This window comes from Rodentibacter myodis (genome assembly GCF_001999305.1).
Classification (GTDB): Bacteria; Pseudomonadota; Gammaproteobacteria; order Enterobacterales; family Pasteurellaceae; genus Rodentibacter; species Rodentibacter myodis.
This window is the reverse complement of record NZ_MLHQ01000004.1, coordinates 13,947-28,076: the sequence shown is the minus strand read 5'-3', so window position 1 is coordinate 28,076 and position 14,130 is coordinate 13,947. Positions and strand designations below refer to the sequence as shown.

Genomic DNA, 14,130 nt, shown 5'->3' with positions numbered 1-14,130 from the left:
ATCAATCAATCAATCAATAGAATACCAATTCCAAGAGGACTGGTTCAACCATAATGTTCCAAGTTTAACAACAATCATCAATTTTATTAAACCGATTAAAATCCTTGAAGTTGGTTCTTTTGAAGGACGTTCGACTGTCTTTTTTATTGAAAATAGCCTAAAACATCATTCTGAAATTGAGTTACATTGTGTTGATACTTGGGAAGGTGCGCTTGAGCATATTGGTAAATATAATATGAAAACCGTAGAGCAACATTTTGATCACAATATATCTATCGCATTAAATCGTTTTGAAGGTGGAAAAATAATAAAATGCAAAGGAACATCCCACCAAAAAATGATTGAATTACTGGCTAACGGGTATCAAAACTACTTTGATTTTATTTATATTGATGGCTCTCACGAAGCTCCCCGGCGGTTGATCATTATGTAAATACCTATCAACAAAAAATACGTATCCTACAAAATTTGCCGATATATCAATTATATGTCCAAAAACTAAAAGATTAATTATCGTTTAAATACCTTCTGCGAAAAATAAATATTAAAGGGTTGTTATGCTAAAACAACCCTCAAATAAATTTACAGCTTAATTTCCAATCTTTCATAAGCCCGTTTTACTTTTTCTAAGGCTTTTTCCACCGAAATATCCCGAGCAAGTAATACCCCTAAACGGCGATGTCCGTTCACTTCGCCTTTACCGAATAAGCGGATATTGGTGTGCGGTTCTGCGAGGGCTTTGTCAATTCTGCCAAATTGGACGTTTTTTGATCGACCTTCCACCACAATGGCTTTGGAGGCGGCAGGGCTGATGAGGGCAATTTCCGGAATCGGTAAACCTAAAATCGCACGGGCGTGTAAGGCAAATTCCGATAATTCTTGTGAAATGAGTGTGACCATCCCTGTGTCGTGTGGACGTGGTGAAACTTCGTTGAAAATCACATCATCACCGCAAACGAACATTTCAACACCAAAAATGCCTTTTCCTCCCAAAGCACCGGTAATTTTTTCGGCGACTTTTTGTGCTTTCTGCAAAGCGACATTCGACATTGCCTGCGGTTGCCAAGATTCACGGTAATCGCCATCTTCTTGACGGTGTCCGATTGGGGCAAGGAAAGATGTGCCGTTGATGTGACAAACCGTGAGTAGGGTAATTTCATAATCAAATTTAACAAAACCTTCTACAATCACACGCCCTGCACCGGCACGTCCCCCCTCTTGTGCGTAATCCCAAGCTTTTTGCAGATCATCTTTTGATTTCAAAATACTCTGTCCGTGACCGGAAGAAGACATTATCGGTTTTACCACGCAAGGGATACCGATTTTTTCCACCGCACGTTGAAAATCTGCAAAATTATCCACAAATTGATAAGGCGAAGTTGGCAAACCTAATTCCTCGGCAGCCAAGCGGCGAATGCCTTCGCGATTCATCGTGAGCTGTGTCGCTTTTGCCGTTGGCACAACATTAAAACCCGATTGTTCTAATTCCACCAAAGTTGCTGTGGCAATGGCTTCCACCTCCGGCACAATGTAATCCGGTTTTTCTTTTTCAACCAAGGCTTTGAGTGCCTCGCCATCTAACATTGAAATGGTATAGGCTCTGTGTGCCACTTGCTGTGCAGGAGCATTTTCGTAGCGATCAACGGCGATGACTTCCACGCCTAAGCGTTGCAGTTCAATCACCACTTCTTTACCCAATTCACCGGAACCGAGCATCATCACTTTGGTGGCATTTGGGGTTAATGCCGTGCCGAGGGTTGTCATATTGTCTCCTTACTTTAACAGTGATTCATCAAGCGCAAGATCCGCATTTTTGTTCACCCCCACACCACGTGCCAGCACATTTTTGGCAATTTCGTGGGCTTCTTCTAAGGAATGTTCCGTATAAGTGCCACATTGGTAAATATTTAATTCCGGAATCGCCGTCTGATCTTTTACATTCAGAATATCCTGCATTGAAGCCAACCACGCCTCAGCCACTTGTTGTTCATTTGGGATGCCGATCAATGACATATAAAAACCGGTGCGGCAGCCCATTGGTGAGATGTCGATAATTTCCACGCTGTCGCTGTTTAAATGATCCCGCATAAAGCCGGCGAATAAATGTTCAAGGGTGTGAATACCTTTCGGCGGTAGGATTTCTTTGTTCGGCATACAAAAACGCAAATCAAAAATGGTGATGTCGTCCCCTTTTGGTGTACGCATTGTTTTCGCGATACGCACGGCAGGTGCATTCATTTTAGTGTGATCCACTTTGAAACTATCAAGTAATGGCATAAACTTTTCCTTTTAAATCATTGTGTTGTAAATTTTCTTCAAGAAATAATGAATTTTTTCAATTCCTGATGAACTTTTTATTAGTGGCTCGGTCTTATAGAACAAGCAACTTGCAGTTGTTTTAATAAAATTGGTTCCTTAGGTTTTGCCCTTCACTTGTTGAAGGGTTTTTTTATTTGCGATAACGAAGCGTAGATTCTAGTCTATTCTTCCGTCTATATCATACCCTATATGGTATCTACCGATCACCTTATTTTCCCTTTGTGGGTTTACAACATCATATTGAGATTTAGCGTTATTTCATCGAATCTGTCAGAATCCGATCTATTTGTTGCAATACTTTTTGAGCATTTTTCACGCCTTCCGCTTCTTGCTTTTTCGCCCAATTTTGTTGTACATCGCGGTATCGGGTGGCTTCAGCAAATTGTTTGACTTCTGCACTGGTTAATTCACGCACAAGGGTGTTTTTGGCGTTGGCAGCGTCTAACAAATCGGCATAATTTTTATCCATCATATCACCCAACTGCGCATAGGCAATTTCAGCAGCACGTTCAAAGGCTTTTTTGTCGTCATCAGAGAGACTTGCCCAGCGTTTACTGCTAATCACAATTGGATAAATATGTCCTAGCCATAGTTCTTTAGACACCAACGCATAAGGGGCAGATTCATTCGCATTGATATCAAAGGCACTATCAATATTCACCATTAAACCGTTTAATTTACCGTTAGCCAGCATATTCTCACCTCTTTTCCCCAACGGCTGGCAATTGCTGTCGCCCCGGCATTAGTTAAAAACTCCCGATGCCAAAAACTTTGGCTACGCCACGTTTGCCCTTTTATTTCCGCTAAATTATTGAGTTTTTTCGGGCTAAAAAAGGCGACGGGATAGCCGGTTGCGATGATAACGGGTTTTACGCCATTTTGGGCAAATTCAGCATTGAGTTCAGGAATTTCACGATAGACACGGCGAATTGCTTGTACCTGTTTTTCACCTGAAGGGCCAACAATAAAACTTTTGAATAGTTGGTGCAGCGGTAACTGTTTATCACTATATTCCGGCACAGCGACAATCAGATCGGTTTTACCTTCTGAAATGGCTTGTAACTCATCATGGGCTTTCGCAATTTCACCATTCCAATGGGCTTCAATTTTAAGATTACCCTTGCTTTCTTTTTCTACCGCTTTAAAAAAGACATCGTTGATAAAACGGGTGCGCATATTACCGTAAGGCTCATGATCACTATATTTCAGCACCGTCTGTGCTGATACAGCAAAGGAAAGTGGGAGTAAACCACAAAAAAGTGTAGTTTTGATAAATGAAAATTTCATAGTAACACCTAAAAAATGACTGATTATAAACGGAATTCAGACGATCATTGTGGGAACTGATGGCGGAATTTACTGCTGTCTAAACCTGATGAACTTTTTATTAGTGACTCGGTCTTATAGAGCAAGCAACTTGCAGTTGTTTTAATAAAATTGGTTCCTTAGGTTTTGCCCTTCACTTGTTGAAGGGCTTTTTTATTGCCCATTCTATAACAAGAAAGGAACGCTGAGAAACAATAATGCGACATAGCGAACCAGTTTACCAAGAAAGATAAACAGACAACTCGCCGCAAAATTCAACCGTAACCAACCTGCTACGGCACAAAAGAGATCCCCCACCACCGGCAACCAACTTAATAACAACGCCACCGTACCATAACGCTGAAGTTTTTCCATCACCCACAAAGTGCGGTCATTTTTTCCTTCAAATTTAGGTAACCAACGTCCAATGGCATAAGTGGTTAAGCTGCCTAAGCCGTTGCCGAATGTTGCGATAAAAATAAGCCAAAAAATATCCGCACTGAATGCCGAACCGAGGGTTAATTTGGGGATAGCAAGGGCAATAAAGACGGCCTCCGAATTGCCGGGCAAAACTGTCGCACTCAAAAAAGCACTGGCAAACATTAGCCACAATGCGTGGGCTTGCCAAAATTCCGCCCAAAAACCAAACGAAAACCAATCCATCTTTTAATCAGGCTGATAAGTGTGGATGTAATGGTGGCGATCTTGTTCGGTTATTTCACGCACCACACGGCAGGGATTGCCTAATGCCAATACATTGGCGGGTAAATCTTTGGTCACCACCGAACCTGCACCCACCACCACATTATCTCCAATGGTTACACCCGGTAAAATCACCACATTGCCACCAATCCATACATTATTGCCTATGGTGATAGGTTTTGCTTGTTCCCAACCTGTATTCCGTAATTCGGCATCAAGGGGGTGTCCTACCGTATAAAGGCTCACATTAGGGGCGAACATCACATTGTCGCCAATGGTAATACCGCCATTATCCAACATCACGCAATGATAATTAGCAAAGAAATTTTTGCCGACTTTAATATTCACACCATAATCACAATGAAAAGGCTCGTTAATGGAGGTGGTTTCATCTGCCTGTCCGAATAATTTTCTGAGTAACGCATTTTGTTTTGCGTCATCATTGGGGGAAGTGCGGTTAAATTCAAACAAGATTTCACGGGCGTGTTGTCGCATTGCTTTCAACTCAGGTTTGCTTGGCAAATGCGCCAATCCTGCCATCATTTTTCCATATTCGGTCATCGTAATGTTACGCCTTAATTATTTTGCCTACACGCACATCAAACACATCCATTCCTGCACTTAATCCTGCCTGCACACCAAGATCCGCGTCTTCAAACACAATACTACGTGTCGGATTAACCCCAATAAGCTTTGCACAACGCAGAAACGTTTCCGGATGGGGCTTATGGGCTTTTACATCATCTGCACTCACGATGGCATCAAAATAATCGGCAATATCAAGTTTTGCCATTAACATATCAATCAAATGACGGTGTGAACCCGTGCCAAGGGCAATCGGTTTTTTACCGTGATAATGGCGAACGATCTCAAAAGTTGGCAGCAATTTAGATTCGGTGGGAACAAGTTGATAAGAAAGTTCACGTTTTGCCTCAATCACTTCATCAAGACGTTCAAGGGGCATACCGGCTTTTTTCATTATCTCCGCCCCAATGGTTCGCACCGTTGCGCCGCCTAATTGATACATAATTTGACTATCGAACTCATAACCCAATCGCTCGCCCACGATACGCCACGCTTTTGCGTGTACCGGCATTGTGTCAATCAGCGTGCCGTCCATATCAAAAATCAACCCTTCATAATCGCTAAAAAGTGCGTTATCTATCATTTTTCTTCCTCAGCGGATTTATTTGTTACTAATTTGTGATCTCTGCACTGTTTTCTTCCGATAAAGTGCGGTAGATTATCGGCTTATTTTAGTGGAACGGGAGCTTAAATGCGACTGCTTGATCAACTTGAACGTTGGAAAATACGCGGGCAGATTAATCAGCCAATTATTGACATCGTCTTTCAATTACGGGATCGCCTCAAAAACCATTGGAAAGCCGACATCAATGCCGAATTAGTCAATATGCTTTTGTTTCACATTGCTTGTAGCTTGGGGCGTATTGAACGTGGCGGCTGCGCCTCGCCGCTTTACCAAGATATGTTTGAGGAAATTCAAAGTGCGGTCATTTTTCCGCACGTTTTAACCATTCACCAAGATTTATTGTCTTTTATCCCTTTTCCCGTTCCTCAGGCGGAACAAACTTATTTTTTGGCAAATGTTTATTCCTTATTGTTAGCCCAACCTTCCATAATGAATAAAAGGGAGCATTTTGCTCCCCATTTTTAATTAAACACCAAGCCGAACGCTAAATCTTTCAAGCCGTTGCTTTCTTGACGAAGTTCGTTCCAAATCAGCGGATTGCGATCAAGATAGCCCGTTTCAAATGCCAACACCCAATCGGCAGAAGTGCGGTGGGTTTTGAGCGTGATTTGTCGGGTTTTCTCTGTGACTTGGCGGGGCTTATTGAGAATCACCGCTAAACGCAATAGACGGATTAATACCATCACATCTTGCTCATCATAACGGGCGAATTTAATCAAATCGGCTGTTTTTAACACGCCAATATGGAAACGCACCAACAAAGCCATTAAACGTTGCTGTTCCCGATCAAACCCCGGTAAATCCATATTTTGCAAAATATAAGCAGAATGTTTTTGTCGATTTTTATGATTAATCACAATGCCCACTTCGTGCAAACGTGCCGCCCAAAGCAACAGACTGCGCATTTCTTCCATCAATTCAGGTTTAACCCATTGGCTATATTGGCTCGCCAATAAGTCTGCACTGTCGGCGATGCGATGAGCCTGTGCCACATCAATATTAAATTGTTCGGCAAGTCCCCAAGCCGTGCGGGCGCGAATATCCGCCACCTGAAAATTTTGCTCAATGCTATAAATCACCCCTTCCCGCAATGCACCGTCCGAATAACGCATATTTTCGATATGGAAAACATCAAAGACGGCACTTAAAATTGCCAGCCCCGGCACAAACACATCCACCCGATCAGGGTTTAAACCGGTAATATTTAATTCATCAAAATGAGAAACCTGTAAGGTTTGATGAATTAAATCCTGCAAACGTGCTTTGGTGATAATGCCATTCGGATCTAAAGTGGCGGCGATCACTTGATACACGGTTTTGATTGTGCCGGAAGAACCCAAAACAGATTGCCAACCAAGGCAGCGATATTCCCCCCCCAAATCTTCAATGGTTTTAACCGCACTTTGATAAGCGGTTTCAAAATTTTGTTCGGAAATTTCACCATTTTGAAAATATTTCGCCGCAAAACTCACACACCCCATATTTCGGCTTTCGGCAAGAATCGGCGTGAAATCATCACCGATGATCATTTCTGTTGAACCGCCACCAATATCCACCACCAATTTTCTACCTTTTTCCGGCTGGGTGTGGCATACGCCGGCATAAATAGTTTTGGCTTCCGTTTGACCGCTGATGATGTTGATCGGATAAGGAAACACCTCTGCCGCTTGGCGTAAAAATTCCTCATTATTGACCGCACTTCGCAAGGTATAAGTGCCGACAACCTTCACATTTTCCGCCGCAAAACCCTGTAAACGTTCGGCAAATAACGCCAAACAACTCACCCCTCGATCAATGGCGGCTTGGTTTAAAACACCCTTTTCATCCAATCCTTCCGCCAATTTCACTTTTTGCTTTAAACGTGAAAGCACTTGGATTGAGCCGTTCACAATGCGGGCAACAATCATATGAAAACTGTTTGAACCAAGATCGATTGCGGCAATTTCACGCACGTTATTTTGTGGCGGCGGTAAAGTATCTTGTGCCGCTAAAATTTCATTATTCATTAATCATCATTCCTAAAATTCAAACTGATAAAGTAAATCAAACACTTGGTTTGTGCCGGAAACCGATTGGAAATAAAGCTGCGGCAATAGACGATAACGCAAGGTAACTTCTGCCAAACCATCAAACAAACCTACCCCATATTTCACCTGTAACCGTTTACCAATGTTACCGCTCACTTGCACTTTGGAGCTGTCGCCCACACCTGCCGTGCCAAGATTGAGATCTTGAATCCCAAAGGCTTCCCCTATGCCACCAACCAATTTACCGCTTTTGGCAAGTCCCATACCAAGCAGTGCCGCCCCCACTGAGCCGCCGGATCCGGCTTGTCCGCTGTCTTCCAAAGAACGTCCGGTGAGCAAGTAAGAAAGGGCTTGATCCTGCGGTTTGCTTGGCTCGGAAAAAATGGTCACTTCAGGACTGGTGGCAATGCCAACCACTTTCACGCCCGCAGTAATTTTATTATCTTCCATCGCTTCCGGATTCCGAATGGCTTCAATATTTAACATTGGTTGTGAAGGCAAGCCGGCAAAATTAATTTGTCCTTTGCGTACCAATAAATCCTGTCCAAAAGAGGCATAGCGACCATTTTTCAGATCAATCTGTCCGTACAATCCCAAACGTCCTTTTTCTTGTTTAAGGGAAAGTAACCCTTCTAAATTAGATTTAAAGCCATAAGCATCAAAATGTACATCTTTGCCAATTTTGATTTTTAAGTCAGAACGAATTTCCATACCGGATTGGGTTGTCGCCGCAAATTCACGGTTAATTAATTCTTCCTTACTTTTACGTGGCCCGTTTAAAATCACTTCGTCCGAACTGACCGGTTCGGCATTTTCCGGTAAATCATCTACTTTAATACGCGCCCACGGAATCTCCACCTCGCCCGAGAGATCCAACAATTTTGGTGTGGCTTTTGCCGTTACATTGGTGGAAAATTGGAGTTTCCCCATTGAAGGCAAATTGAGTTTAAAACTCTCTGTTTCCGCCCGCACTTCCGTTGTCCAATTGGCAACATTCGCCCAATTTGCATTGCCGATCAATCTCAAATTACCGTCCGCAGTTTGCACATTGCCCTGTAAAGTCGAACGCGTACCTTCAAAACGAATGGCAACATCACCGTTCGTCACTTCAAAAGGCAAGGTTTTCAACTTGGTTCTCACATTGCGAATGTCAAAATTCCCATTCAATAAAGGCTTCTCAAGATTTCCGCCTAAGGTCACTTTAGAAATAATTTCACCATTAACGGATTCACCATTACTAAACAACTGATTCGCCAAGGCAAGATTTAAACGCTCGATGGCAAACGTCCCACCAAGATGACGAGTGCCGCTTAAATCATTCAATTTTAAATCCGCATTAATGCGACCTTGATTTTGTACGTTAATGTCGGATTTCAAACTCAGATTATTATTTTGAATCTCGGCATTTAGTGTCAGTTTCGGAATTGTCAGTTTGAAAGTGCGGTAATCCAATTTTTGCGCAAGGGCTAAATTATCGCCATTTAAAGCAAGATTCAGCCTCAAAGGTTTATCGCGAAACCACGCGACTTTGCCTTCGCTGCGAAGGTTGCCTTTTAGGCTCTCTTGTCCAATAAACGTATTCACCAAATCCAAATTAATACGTTTTAGATTAAAAGGAATTTCGCCATTTGTCCCTGCCGTAAAGGTTTGCGGAAAACATAAATCCACATCGCGGTTTTGCCAACAATGCGCACCAATGGTCGCCTGTGTTTTTGCGTTGTCATACACAACGGAAATCGCCTGATTAGGTTTGACATCACCTATCGGGGTGGCAATGTTTACTTGGCTTAGTGTGCCTTTCCACTGTTGCGAAGTGCAGTCAAAATTGCCCGAGATTTTTAAATCCGCCGCCACCGGTTCGCCCTGCGAAGCCAATATGAATTGATGATTTTTTTCATCGCCCGAAAGGGTGAGATCCACATTACGAATAGCCACGCTGTCGCCGTAATGAATATTGCCGCCTTTTACGCTCAAATTTCCCTTAATAATGGGCGCACCTGAAACATCACCTTTCACCATTGCATTGGCAATATCCAAATTCTGCCAATGAAGTTGTCGGCTATTGAGATCAAGCGTTACATTTGGCTCGCTCAATTTCCCTTGGATGGCGGCTTTCCCCACAAGTGAGCCGCTTAAATCCCCATACAAACCACGTAAGTTTGGGGCATTAATATCAAGGGCTAAATCCGACTGTTCACTTAACGTACCTTTAGCATAAATTTTGTTATCGCCATAGTTGAGGGATAAATTCGGTGTGTTCAGCAAGGTTTTATCACTTAATGCCACACTGCCTTTTAGGCTTAATGGGCGGTTGGAAAGTGAACCGGTTAAATCAATAGTTGGCACATCCACCTGCCAACCCTGCTCTCCTGCCGCACCGGTGGTGGTTAATTTACCGGATAACACAGCCGGCATTGCAGGCACATAAGGACGGATATTCATTTTGTTTAAATCCGCCTCCACATTCCATTGCACGCCTGCTTTCCAGTTTGCCGAGCCTGAAAGCTTCGCCGTCCCCTCTAATGCCGCAAGACTTAATTGATGAATATTCACGGCGTACAATTTGCCATCGGCATTCAGTTCCAAATGCGTATGCGGAATATGATCCATTCCTTCCACACCGCCCACAAGCTCAGCGTGATAATCCAACAAATTGCCCGAAAGTTTTAGCACCACATCATTTATTTTGAGCGGTGATAATGCCGGTGCAAAGGCATATTGTCCCTTGTTGGCGTTGAGGGTGAGATCCAACGGCATTTTCTCTTCCGCCAATTTGACTTCCGCCGTTAATGCGGCATTTAACACACCGTTGGTTTTCAGAGAAAGTGCGGTCGTTTTTTTCAATGATCCCGAAAGGGATAAATCCACCTTGCTTGGCGGCAGCATTTCCTTACCTTCGGATTTAAAGGCATTGAGTGAAGCACCAAGTGTTAAATCCAACGGAAAATCACCATTAAGCTGTAATGTCCCCTGAGAATTTAACGAGCCAAGGGAACTTTCAATCGCCAATTTCTGCAGCCGAACAAGATGCTCTGTCGCATCAGCCTGTAAAAGCAAGGAAGGGAGCGTGATACGTTGTAATTCTTCGCCTTGTTCGTTTTGGCTAACATATTGCCAATTTTGCGCAGAAAGTTTTGGAATATGAAGATCAAAAGGCAAATTTACTTCCGTTAAATTGCCTAAAAATGCCGGTGTCAGGCGTTGTTCTATCGCCGTCCAATCGGTGGGTTGATTGTCTTTTGGTTCGGTTGGCTTTGTGTCTGCCGGTGGGGATTGAACACGCAGAACCTTCAGTGTATTAAATTCTGTCGGCGCAAGGGTTAAACCAGATTCATTATTCAAATCCACCGCACTTTGGAAATGTTCGAGGGTAATGTGGCTTTTATCAATTTGGAGATTTAAATTATCTAACGCCACATTTTTCACTTCCACCGATAACGGTAAGTGGATTTTTTCCATTGGAGAAGATTGGGTTTGCTTCTCTTCCGAAGGCGGTAATTGTGCCGTATCAATCAAAATGGTGGGGGCTTTTATGGAAAGGTCTTCCACGCAAATTTTACGGGAAAGCAAACAACCAAAATCCATTTGCAAGCGGGCTTGTGTAATTTGGGTGTCAATGCCTGCCGTTTGATAACGCACGTTGTGTAAAACCAATCCTTGTTGCAAACCGCCTTCAACCTGTTCAATGGAAAGGCTATCAAGAAATTTATCCGTCAGCTCAACTAAAGCACGCTGACCTTGATCAAAAGATAACGCCCCCACCAGTGCTAAAACAGGCGTAAAAACGACCGCACTTCCAATGTAAAATGCTTTACGCACACAACCTTTTTTCTTTTTGGTTTTGGCTGATTTTGGTGATTGTTCAGATTGGTGTGCTTTTTGTTTCATTTCTTGTTCTGACATTGTTCCACCTAAATTTCCGTCCCTAAACCAATGTAAAATTGAATATTTTTGCTGTCGTCTTTATCACGAATCGGCGTGCCAATATCAAATTTAATCGCCCCGACCAGTGATGCCCAACGCACGCCCACGCCTGCGCCATAACGCAATTCTTCTTGGCTAAAACTGTTTGCCGCAAGCCCCGCATCAACAAAGGTTGCCGCCCACCACGAAGGATAAACCTGATATTGATATTCAAATGAACCGGTCAACAAGCGGGAGCCGCCAACCAATTTACCATTGCTGCCTTTCGGCGAGATTTTTTTATAACCATAGCCGCGAACGCTACGATCCCCACCGGCGAAAAAGCGAAGTGTAGGGGGAATTTTATTAATATCCTTGGTGTTTAAATAACCGATTTCCGCACGGGTGATAATGCGGTGATTTTCCGCATAAGTACGAATCCAACCGGTTGAAGCCTGAACTTTAAAAAAGCTCACATCAGAAATGAGTCCCTTATAAGCCACATCTACGGTAATTTTTTGTGTATCACCCCAAGTTGGGAACATTCCGCCACGCAAACGGGTTCGGTTAAAACCACCGGTGGGATACACCAACAAGGTTTTATCTTCCACATCCGCTTGGGTAAATTTATCGTAACGCGCCCGCACACCGGCAAAATATTGCCATCCTTCGGCATTATTCCAATAACGCAAACCGGCAAGGGTCAGTGCCGTTGTTTTGGTATCATTCTTATCTTCGTTTTCCAAACCACCGGAAAATTCATAATAATAATTAAGCGGATTTTTCAACAGTGGAACTTTGTAAGTCGCTTCAACGGTTTGTTTCGGAGAAGAAAGATAAAGGTTCGTGCGAAAACTATGCCCTCGATCATTAATCCAAGGTTTTGTCCAACCAATTTGCAAATGCGGGCCGGTGTCTGTTGCAAACCCCACGCCCAGTTCCATTGCATTTTTCTTACGTGGGTAAAGTAACACTTCTAAATTCACTACTTTTTCCTGCTCATCCACTTGAGGTTGCAACAGCACAGAACTAAACCAGTTGGTTGAAGAAAAGTCATTCGTTAATTCAGAAAGCTGACTCACCAAGTAAGGTTCACCCGAATGAATCTTCAACATATTTTGCAAATAATCTTCGCGAATTTGTGAATGGTTAAATTTAATATTGCCATAATGATAGCGCACGCCGCTTTCAAACAGCATACGCCACCAAGCCTGATGGGTCTCAGGGCTGATCTCTAAACGGGAAATCGCAAATCTACCGTCTAAATATCCCCTCGCAAGTGCAAGACTTGAGATACTGCTTTTGTAATCATCATATTTTTGATGTTCAACCAATTCCCCCTCTTTTGGCAAATTTTTACGCAATGCCTCAAAGGCTTCATCTTGTGCGGCTTCGCCTTCAATTTTGACATCCGTACCGGCAATACGTGTCGGCTCGCCCGGGGTCACATTGGCAATTAATAAATCTCTGCCCTGACGTTTTTTCAATTCAAAAGTAACGGAAGAATCATAATAACCAAATACACGCAGCCCTTTATCCACGGCATCGGTCACCAATTGTTTATAACGATCCGAACCGTCCATTTCTTCTTTTTCGATAAGTTCAACATTCAATTCCGTATTACGAATTGCACGTTCACCTTTGATACCACGAATTTCAATATCCACGGTTTGTTCTGCCAAAACGGAAAACGCCGAAAAAGAAAGCAAAAGTGCGGTCAATTTGGAGGGGATTTTTTTCATTTTTGATTAGCTAAACAGAGTAAAAAAGATCAATTCATAACGGGCGATAGTTTACCGATAAAATCAGGTCGTTTGAACGTTTTTTACAAATTTTTCATAAAAACAACGATATTATGCAGCCGTGCCACATCGGTATCCTTATTGAAAGTTTTTAAATTTTAATAAGAACACCAAGCGTGGCGTCCCTACTTTCCGCATAATTTTTTCTTTGTACGCTTGCAACATCACACTGAAAAACAACATATAAAAAAATGAGGTTTATAACGACCGTAATGCCGGTCAGTTAACCCACTGACCGGCTCTTTTTATATGATATTTAAGCATTTTTTCTCTCACAACTCTCGGATAGCTTCGCTTTTTCTTATTAGAAAGTTCACAATGCTCCAACTCATCTAAAGCGATTGGTACGCCTTAGGTAAATTTCCCGGGCTAAATGATACGCCAGTGAAGTAAGCGATAACAGAAGCACTACATCCGGCAAAGCTGAGGTTATTCGGGGTGATTCCTTTGCACTTTGCCACCTCAGTCCTTGCTTTTCGGATGAGATTATACGCCGGTAAAATTCCCAAAATCTCTTGCTCGACCCTCTCAAAGATTGTTTGCGATAAAGCCCGATGCCAATGACTGATTCAAGGAGAAGTCTACGCTTTCTCACTATTGTTATACCACTTTCTTCTAAAGCTTGAGAGACCAATTCATCATCAAGGAAAGAGCTGAGTTTGTTGAGGGTATATATGAAGAACGGTGAAAAGTTGTTTTAAGGGCTTGTGAGAGTTTCATAGATAATCCGGTATCAAAGTTGATACCGGATATTTTCGATCGTCAAGAGGATTAACTGAGCTGCATTACGGTTAATTTTAACTGCTCTTTTTTTATTTTCGATATGGTGTAGCAAACACACAAAACCCAAATAACCGGATAA

General features: G+C 42.7%; 12 protein-coding genes. 2 read left to right on the top strand and 10 right to left on the bottom strand.

The features are described 5' to 3' along the window. The coding region (locus tag BKL49_RS01510; protein WP_244151935.1) for a class I SAM-dependent methyltransferase at positions 1-433 on the top strand (433 nt) is incomplete at its 5' end. 149 nt (positions 434-582) lie between these two features. Here BKL49_RS01510 and purT read toward each other — a convergent pair. From purT to BKL49_RS01480, 7 genes are all read right to left on the bottom strand, one after another. Then, on the bottom strand, positions 583-1,764 hold the full coding sequence (gene purT / locus BKL49_RS01505) for a formate-dependent phosphoribosylglycinamide formyltransferase (RefSeq protein ID WP_077422875.1): 1,182 nt from the start codon (positions 1,762-1,764) through the stop codon (positions 583-585). Between the two features lie 9 nt (positions 1,765-1,773). Beyond that, positions 1,774-2,277 (bottom strand): S-ribosylhomocysteine lyase, encoded by a 504-nt coding sequence (gene luxS / locus BKL49_RS01500; RefSeq protein ID WP_077422874.1) that lies wholly within the window; start codon positions 2,275-2,277, stop codon positions 1,774-1,776. Positions 2,278-2,572: 295 nt separating this feature from the next. Continuing rightward, positions 2,573-3,013 carry a type 2 periplasmic-binding domain-containing protein gene (locus tag BKL49_RS12775; protein ID WP_208607793.1) on the bottom strand — a complete coding sequence of 147 codons (441 nt, stop codon included), beginning with the start codon at positions 3,011-3,013 and terminating at the stop codon, positions 2,573-2,575. Next, positions 2,992-3,606 (bottom strand): type 2 periplasmic-binding domain-containing protein, encoded by a 615-nt coding sequence (locus BKL49_RS12770; protein WP_208607792.1) that lies wholly within the window; start codon positions 3,604-3,606, stop codon positions 2,992-2,994. The genes BKL49_RS12775 and BKL49_RS12770 overlap by 22 nt, the downstream gene beginning before the upstream one ends. Positions 3,607-3,810: 204 nt before the next feature. After that, positions 3,811-4,287 (bottom strand): YqaA family protein, encoded by a 477-nt coding sequence (locus BKL49_RS01490; protein ID WP_077422873.1) that lies wholly within the window; start codon positions 4,285-4,287, stop codon positions 3,811-3,813. Positions 4,288-4,290: 3 nt separating this feature from the next. Continuing rightward, entirely contained in the window at positions 4,291-4,887 is a 597-nt protein-coding gene (locus BKL49_RS01485; RefSeq protein WP_077422872.1) for a sugar O-acetyltransferase, read from the bottom strand. Positions 4,888-4,894: 7 nt separating this feature from the next. Continuing rightward, positions 4,895-5,494 carry a beta-phosphoglucomutase family hydrolase gene (locus BKL49_RS01480; RefSeq protein ID WP_077422871.1) on the bottom strand — a complete coding sequence of 200 codons (600 nt, stop codon included), beginning with the start codon at positions 5,492-5,494 and terminating at the stop codon, positions 4,895-4,897. Positions 5,495-5,602: 108 nt separating this feature from the next. On the opposite strand from BKL49_RS01480, the gene BKL49_RS01475 reads away from it, so the two are divergent. Next, positions 5,603-6,001 (top strand): PRD domain-containing protein, encoded by a 399-nt coding sequence (locus BKL49_RS01475; RefSeq protein ID WP_077422870.1) that lies wholly within the window; start codon positions 5,603-5,605, stop codon positions 5,999-6,001. Here BKL49_RS01475 and ppx read toward each other — a convergent pair. Genes ppx through tamA form a run of 3 tightly spaced genes read right to left on the bottom strand, consistent with a single transcriptional unit; the run spans position 5,998 to position 13,208 of the window. Then, positions 5,998-7,542, bottom strand: a complete 1,545-nt coding sequence (ppx, locus tag BKL49_RS01470; RefSeq protein WP_077422869.1) for an exopolyphosphatase — start codon at positions 7,540-7,542, stop codon at positions 5,998-6,000. The genes BKL49_RS01475 and ppx overlap by 4 nt on opposite strands. 12 nt (positions 7,543-7,554) lie before the next feature. Then, complete coding sequence (tamB, locus tag BKL49_RS01465) at positions 7,555-11,451, bottom strand: autotransporter assembly complex protein TamB (protein ID WP_167367103.1); 3,897 nt, start codon at positions 11,449-11,451, stop codon at positions 7,555-7,557. 23 nt (positions 11,452-11,474) lie between these two features. Beyond that, positions 11,475-13,208, bottom strand: a complete 1,734-nt coding sequence (gene tamA, locus BKL49_RS01460; protein ID WP_077422867.1) for an autotransporter assembly complex protein TamA — start codon at positions 13,206-13,208, stop codon at positions 11,475-11,477. Positions 13,209-14,130 lie beyond the last annotated feature (922 nt).